7 protein-coding genes are annotated in these 6,000 nt (G+C 49.9%); 1 reads left to right on the top strand and 6 read right to left on the bottom strand.

Annotation, left to right across the window (positions count from 1 at the left end; genetic code table 11):
* Positions 1-112: 112 nt before the first annotated feature.
* From AC9UES_RS03040 to AC9UES_RS03020, 5 genes are all read right to left on the bottom strand, one after another.
* Complete coding sequence (locus AC9UES_RS03040; RefSeq protein ID WP_509526716.1) at positions 113-1,870, bottom strand: peptidoglycan D,D-transpeptidase FtsI family protein; 1,758 nt, start codon at positions 1,868-1,870, stop codon at positions 113-115.
* Positions 1,871-1,892: 22 nt separating this feature from the next.
* A complete protein-coding gene (gene ftsL / locus AC9UES_RS03035) occupies positions 1,893-2,372 on the bottom strand; it encodes a cell division protein FtsL (protein WP_509526714.1) in 480 nt (159 codons plus the stop codon).
* Positions 2,369-3,334: a 16S rRNA (cytosine(1402)-N(4))-methyltransferase RsmH gene (rsmH, locus tag AC9UES_RS03030; RefSeq protein ID WP_509526712.1), complete on the bottom strand. Its 966-nt coding sequence runs from the start codon at positions 3,332-3,334 to the stop codon at positions 2,369-2,371. Before rsmH ends, ftsL begins: the two co-directional genes overlap by 4 nt.
* Before the next feature lie 77 nt (positions 3,335-3,411).
* Positions 3,412-3,843 (bottom strand): division/cell wall cluster transcriptional repressor MraZ, encoded by a 432-nt coding sequence (gene mraZ, locus AC9UES_RS03025; RefSeq protein WP_509526710.1) that lies wholly within the window; start codon positions 3,841-3,843, stop codon positions 3,412-3,414.
* A 169-nt stretch (positions 3,844-4,012) separates the two neighbouring features.
* The gene (locus AC9UES_RS03020; RefSeq protein WP_509526708.1) at positions 4,013-4,414 is read right to left on the bottom strand and encodes a DUF3040 domain-containing protein; all 402 of its coding nucleotides are present in this window, start codon (positions 4,412-4,414) and stop codon (positions 4,013-4,015) included.
* Between the two features lie 18 nt (positions 4,415-4,432).
* Between AC9UES_RS03020 and AC9UES_RS03015 the strand changes: the two genes are divergently transcribed.
* On the top strand, positions 4,433-5,545 hold the full coding sequence (locus AC9UES_RS03015) for a polyprenyl synthetase family protein (RefSeq protein WP_509526706.1): 1,113 nt from the start codon (positions 4,433-4,435) through the stop codon (positions 5,543-5,545).
* Here the strand turns inward: AC9UES_RS03015 and AC9UES_RS03010 are convergent.
* Positions 5,542-5,889 (bottom strand): Rv2175c family DNA-binding protein, encoded by a 348-nt coding sequence (locus AC9UES_RS03010; protein WP_509526704.1) that lies wholly within the window; start codon positions 5,887-5,889, stop codon positions 5,542-5,544. The two genes, AC9UES_RS03015 and AC9UES_RS03010, sit on opposite strands and share 4 nt — an antisense overlap.
* Positions 5,890-6,000: the final 111 nt, after the last annotated feature.

Here is a 6,000-nt window from a genome sequence, read left to right as displayed (position 1 = left end):
TTAGCTTGGAATCGGTCTCGACAGTTCCAGATACTTCAGCAGTTGCATCGCCCACCAAGGTGCCATTCAAAATTTGCGCCAGATCGCTGAGTCTTAGATTGATCATGATCTTCTACCACTCCGTTGGAATGTCCGGAGAGACACTTGTCGAGGGTGAAATTCTGTTGGTCAAAAGCACTTGAGAAAGAATCTTTTGATAGCTGGTCACGGCCGCTTGAGAGTTTGTGTAAACCTGTTTCGGTTTGTAAACCATTACTCCAATTGCATACTGGGGATCTTCGGCTGGAGCCATTCCTAGGAACGAAGTGGCAAAGTAATCTCCGTAGCCAGAGCCTTCTGGAATTTCTGCGGTGCCAGTTTTACCAGCGGAACGATAACCGGGGACAGCGGTAGCTCTACCAATCGCACCATCCTCGACAACTTCCTCTAGCATCAAAACGACCTCTTGGGCGGTTTGTGCTGATACCACTTGGGTGGCGGTTGATTTCGGTATCGAAGTCATATCTCCGTTTTCGTCTCTGCAACCAGCAACCAATACTGGATTCAACCGCACACCAGAGTTCGCCAAGGCCTGATAGGCCGATGTCATCTGAACTGACGACGCAGATAATCCCTGACCGAATAATGTTGTGACGTTTGTAACGCCGTCCCAGTCCCGGTAATCATTAAGCACTCCACTGGTTTCACCTTCAAAGCCAACCTCGGATGCTTTGCCCAGGCCAAACCGAAGCATATAGTCATACCTACTACTGGCCGGTATGTCTTGAGCAATCATTATCGTTCCAACGTTTGAGGAGTACCTCAGCACACCGGCAAGGGTCAAATTCATAGTGTCGTGCGAAAAGCTATCGATGATGGTGCTATCAAAAATCCTTATCGAGTCCGGCGCACTCACTCTGGTACCCATATTTGCAAAGCCCAAATCAATTGCCGTAGCAGCAGTTAGGGACTTCATCGTGGATCCAGGTTCATAGGCAAACTGAAAAACCCTTGCGCCACGTTCTTCTGGCGGAGATTTTCCAGGATCGTTGGGGTCAACGCTTGGTGCTTCAGCAGCTAAAACGATTCTGCCGGTCTTTACTTCAATTACCACCGCAGATGCCCAGTCTGCATCCAAACGCTCTACCTCACTGGCAAGAATCTGCTGTGCTTGATATTGCAAGCTTGCGTCAATGGTGAGAACTACATCCCGCCCGGGCTTTACCTCTTGGGTTACTACCGCGCTGGCTGGAATCCTGATGCCATCAACACCAGTTTCAAAGCGCTCTTGGCCATCAACTCCGGCCAAGCAGGCGTTGAACTGTCTTTCTATTCCTGCAAGGGCCTTGCCGTCGGTCCCCACGAAACCAATCAAGTTTCCAGCTACTGCCCCATTTGGATAGAGCCGATTCTGGAAGGCGTCGGAGAATATCCAAGGAATGCCCAGCTCAACAATCTGTCTTTGAGTATCGGCATCAACACGCTTTTTAAGGTTAACGTAGTTCGAGGTTCCACTAAGTTTTGGCAACAAGGTTGCAACGTCTTCCTGCAATATCCTGGCTAGCTCAGCGGCAACTTGCTCCACGCTGGTAACTTGGCTAGCTCCGTCAATTACTCTCTCGACTGGCCCAACCATCGCTGGCGCAGCGTTGATGTCGTAGCGATAAACAGTGGTTGCCAAAATTGTGCCGTTGGAATCAACAATGTCCCCGCGGATAGCAGGAATAGTTCGCGCTACGGCACGCTTTTCGTAGGAGAGCTGACTGATTTGTTCTGCTCGAACAATCTGAAAGTCAATTAGTCGAATTGAAAAAACTAAAACCAGAATTGCCGAAAGCGAGAGAAACAATCTCATTCTTCTGGAGATGTTGGTTTGCCCCGCTGGATTCATTAGTGGACAAACCTCTCAGGACTTATCTTGTGGGTGATGCTGGTATCAGGCTGGAAGAAACAACTGGTGCCACCGGGATTGCCACTGGTTCCGTTGTACTAGCTGGAACAGTCATCTGGTTTATTTGAGTTGACTCAATAATCATTGCCGAATTGGCTACCAAATTCGTGGATTGAGCACTCGCGATTGGTGCAGGAAGCGGGTGACCCAATACTGCCTGATCGGTCAACCTAAGAAATACTGGGTTGGTATTTGCAACCATGCCTAGGCGGCTAGCGGTGTTGAGCAAATTCTGATTGGAAGCCAGAGACGATACTTCTTCAGAGAGAATCTGTGACGTGGTCTCCAGCTCGCGCTTTTCTCTCTTAAGATCAGATAACTCATACACAGACTGTGAGGTGAGGATGGTAAGTAGCAGGTGGAGTATGGAGACAGCTACGAAGCCTGTCACCAGAATCATTACCACCGGAGCACTGACGCGAGATTTTCTTAGTGAATTCATGCTACTTTCCTGATTTTTTCCGCCACTCGTAAGCGCACTGAAGCAGAGCGCGGGTTTGCAGCTATTTCTTGGAGGGTTGCCTGCTCGGCGCCCTTTATTACTAATTTCAAAACTGGAGCGTGCTCTGGAAGCTCGAAAGGCAAGTCAATTGGCGCTGATGAAGTGGCAGCCTGGACTATGGCCTGCTTTACGATGCGATCTTCCAGTGAGTGGTAGGCCAGAACCAGCAGCCTGCCACCGATTTCAAGAGCGTCGATGGCTGCAGGGATTGCACTTTCTAGAATCTCTAGCTCTTGGTTCACTGCAATTCGAAGAGCCTGGAAGACGCGCTTTGCAGGGTGACCGGATGACTTGCCTGGGATGAAGGGCACGATCTGGCTGATGATGCTAGCCAGCTGTTTACTGGAAACAATCCGGTCGGCAGCTCGTCTAGAAACAATCTCAGCTGCGATTTTCTTCGCAAAGCGCTCTTCGCCGTATTCCTTAAAGATTCGAGCGAGTTCTAGTTCGCTAGCGGTTGCAATCAGCTCCGCGGCGGTTTCTCCAGAAGAGGAATCCATTCGCATATCAAGCGGGGCATCAAAACTGTAAGCGAAACCACGATCTGGGCTATCGATTTGCATTGAACTAACGCCTAGATCCATCAATATGGCTGACGCTTCAGAAAAGCCAAACTCAGCAAGAGCCTCGGGAATCTGCTCATAGGTTCCGTGAAAATACTTCACGCGTGAACCAAATACCTCAAGCCTTTTACCGGCAAGGTCTAGGGCAACCAGGTCACGGTCGATGCCAATTACGGTTAGGTTCTCAAAACTATTCAAAAAAGCCTCGGAGTGTCCTCCAAGGCCAAGGGTGCAATCAACTAATACCGCGGAGTCACTCGCGAGCGCAGGGGCCAGTAACTCCAAGGTGCGAGAGAGCATCACCGGTTCGTGCAGTGATTCGAGATTCTTATGTGTCATGAGGTGATAGGCCCCTTAGCCGCCTGATTGGTTTTGATATCGGGGAAGAAAATCAAACCCAAATCAGGCAGTCAAGGTCAAAACAGGCCTGGAATCACCTCCTCGGAAATTTCCGAGAAGTCATTTTCTTTATTCGCTAAGTAATCAGTCCAAGCGGTTGCGTCCCAAATCTCTGCCCTGGACCCAACACCAATAACAACAAGCTCTTTACCAAGTCCTGCGTAGGTTCTGAGAGCTGGTGGGATAGTTACTCTTCCCTGCTTGTCAGGGATCTCATCGGATGCTCCGGATAGAAAGATTCTTAGGTAGTCGCGGGCCTGCTTGCTAGTGATTGGTGCCTGACGAATAGTTTCGTTGATCGCCTCAAATTCTTTTGAGGAAAAAACATAGAGACAACGGTCTTGGCCACGAGTAAGTACCAGTCCAGCAGATAGATCATCACGGAACTTGGCGGGAAGAATAACCCTGCCCTTTTCGTCCAGCTTGGGGGCGTGAGTGCCTAAAAGCATCGAATTCCCCTTCCCCTTGCAATAAGCCGCTTTTGCGATTTCCTCCACTATACACCACTTTGACCCACTTTGTGGTCAAAAATGGGAAAAAAGACCCTTTTGGGCGTGTTTCGACTTAAATGAAAAAAGACCCTCAAATTGAGGGTCAATTCGGGCTATTTACTGGGTTTTACTCCCCTTGCCTCTTATCCCATCGGTCTTCGAAGAAGTTACGGCCAGGCTTTGGGGAGTTTGAGGTGGATTGGCCAAAACCTGAACTCAGGTCCGGAAGCTGGATGTTGGAGGTGGCAACAAATAGACCAGCGAGCATGATCAAAAATCCAACCACGCCAACAATGGAGAACTGGATCAGTACTCCTGTTAGAAGCACCCCGAGCCCAACTACTGCTAACAGCGCTCCACCGATTAGCTTGGCTGCAGGATTTCCGACCCTCTTAGCCTTAGCGGCTATCCCCTTGTCGCTATCCATGAGCCCGCGCTCTAGCTCATCTAGAAGCTGCTGTTCGCGCTCTGACAAACCCATGAGGAACTCCCAATTCGATAGGTATTGAGCCAAGTCTAACCCAATCAAGCTAGTTAGGCTATTGCTGTGAATGAATCCGAGAGCCTGCTGAAATTAGTGCAGGAGCATCTGGACGAGTTTTGTGCCACCCAGCTGCGAGAGTTCGGGGCAATTTCCGAAGACCTGGCACCTCTGGTTAGTTACACCCAAGCCCTTCTGCAAGGCGGCAAGCGTTTTCGGGCGCTGTTTTGCTATTGGTCCTGGGTTGGGCACCTTGGCTCTGCCCCTATTCAATCAAGCGAACAGCGTGCGCGCTCGGCCGAAGCCATGGTTGGAATTGCGGCCTCGCTCGAGATGTTTCAAGGTGCGGCTTTGGTCCACGATGACTTGATAGACCAGTCCGATCTGCGCCGCGGTCAACCAGCCGTTCACAAAAGATTTGAAACACTTCACAAAAACTCCTACTGGGCAGGCTCGCCAGAGAGATTTGGTATTGCAGGATCTGTTCTTGTTGGCGATCTAATGCTTGGTTGGAGCAGCGAGATATTCGGTAGCGCGCTGCTAAATGCTCCAAACAACGAAATCTCTGCAGCTTGCCGAGATGAGTTCAGCCGAATGCGCGTTGAAGTAATGGCTGGTCAGTACCTGGACGTCGTGGAAGAAAACGCCGCTATCACAAGGCCAGTAGAAGATGCCGTTGGCAGGGCCAACAACGTTATTTTGTACAAGAGTGCTAAGTATTCAATCGAAGCACCTCTTCTAATTGGTGCCGCATTCGCCGGGGCTAATCCCGATCAGCTAAGGCAATTATCGGAGTTTGGTGTTCCACTAGGTATGGCATTCCAGCTGCGCGACGATGTGCTGGGGGTATTTGGCGACTCGGCCATTACCGGTAAACCTGCAGGCGATGACCTTAGAGAAGGAAAGCGCACTGTGCTTATTGGTTACACCAGAGCCTCTTTGACGGCCTCCGTTGGCAAGCTGTTTGACGAAATGCTTTCCTCGCGAGAGCTAACAGATGAGCAGGTTTCCTTTTTGCAACAAACAATCATTGGCTCTAAAGCTCTGGAGAAAGTTGAGCGAACCATTACCGAACTGGCCGATCAGGCAATGGCGGCTCTAGAAAGAATTGAAATCGATGGCCAGGCCAAGGCGCAACTAAAGTCGATGGCTCAAAAAGTTATTAACCGCCAGGCTTAGATATCTAGCATCTGAGCTAGACGCCTGACTGGGGCCTTTTTACCTTCTACAAGTGATTGAAGTGGGGTCTGACCCAAAACATCAGAGTGAGTAAACAGCCAATTGATGGACTCTTCGATGCTGTAGCCAGAATCCAGCAGCATGATGATGGTTCCTCGAAGTGGAGCCAAGGGCTCTCCATCAACGATTACATCAGCTGGAATCATTAGCTGTCCATCTTTTTTGACTGCCACCAGGCTGTATTCCTCCAGGAGCCGGTTAACTCTTCCTTTTGGAACGTTGAGTGCTTCCGCGGCTTGCTCCACGGTAATCCAGCTCTTCACTGGATCTGAAGTATTGTTCACGCTACTAGATTGCCACACCCGAGCCCTTCACGGAATAACCAATCTTGCTGTGTGAACATAGAAAGGCTTATGAAGCCACAATTTCGCTCCATCAAGCCAATCGAGTTGGCT

Source organism: Rhodoluna sp. (assembly GCF_044232805.1).
In the GTDB taxonomy this organism is placed as follows: domain Bacteria; phylum Actinomycetota; class Actinomycetes; order Actinomycetales; family Microbacteriaceae; genus Rhodoluna.
Note: the sequence above shows the minus strand (reverse complement) of the source record. Positions and strands in the feature narration are given on the sequence as shown.

Coding starts and splice junctions, on each gene's coding strand:
- AC9UES_RS03040 (WP_509526716.1), bottom strand. CDS start 1,870: ATGAATCCAGCGGGGCAAACCAACATCTCCAGAAGAATGAGATTGTTT.
- ftsL (WP_509526714.1), bottom strand. CDS start 2,372: ATGAATTCACTAAGAAAATCTCGCGTCAGTGCTCCGGTGGTAATGATT.
- rsmH (WP_509526712.1), bottom strand. CDS start 3,334: ATGACACATAAGAATCTCGAATCACTGCACGAACCGGTGATGCTCTCT.
- mraZ (WP_509526710.1), bottom strand. CDS start 3,843: ATGCTTTTAGGCACTCACGCCCCCAAGCTGGACGAAAAGGGCAGGGTT.